The organism is Flavobacterium soyae (assembly GCF_021245985.1).
GTDB classification, from domain to species: domain Bacteria; phylum Bacteroidota; class Bacteroidia; order Flavobacteriales; family Flavobacteriaceae; genus Flavobacterium; species Flavobacterium soyae.
Genome location: NZ_JAJQXA010000074.1, coordinates 1 through 256, shown reverse-complemented (window position 1 = coordinate 256; position 256 = coordinate 1). Strand labels below are relative to the sequence as shown.

Here is a 256-nt window from a genome sequence, read left to right as displayed (position 1 = left end):
ACGCAGAAAAAGTAGAAGCTGCCATCAACAAGATCAATGCAGTTTTGAAAGAGAAAAAAGTTCCTTCGAAAGTACGCCAGAAGCTTAATTATGCCAAAAAGAACTGGCCAAAGAACCTTGAAAAGTACAAACAGCAAGAAGAAATTCTTCAAAACAGAAACTCATTTTCCAAGACTGATACCGATGCCACTTTTATGCGTATGAAAGAGGACCATATGCTGAACGGCCAATTAAAACCGGCTTACAATCTGCAGAT

Annotated in this window: 1 pseudogene; it reads left to right on the top strand. The window is 38.7% G+C overall.

Annotated features, from left to right (window positions below):
* A pseudogene (locus tag LUU93_RS21640) lies at positions 1–256 on the top strand (IS5/IS1182 family transposase); the annotation flags it as partial.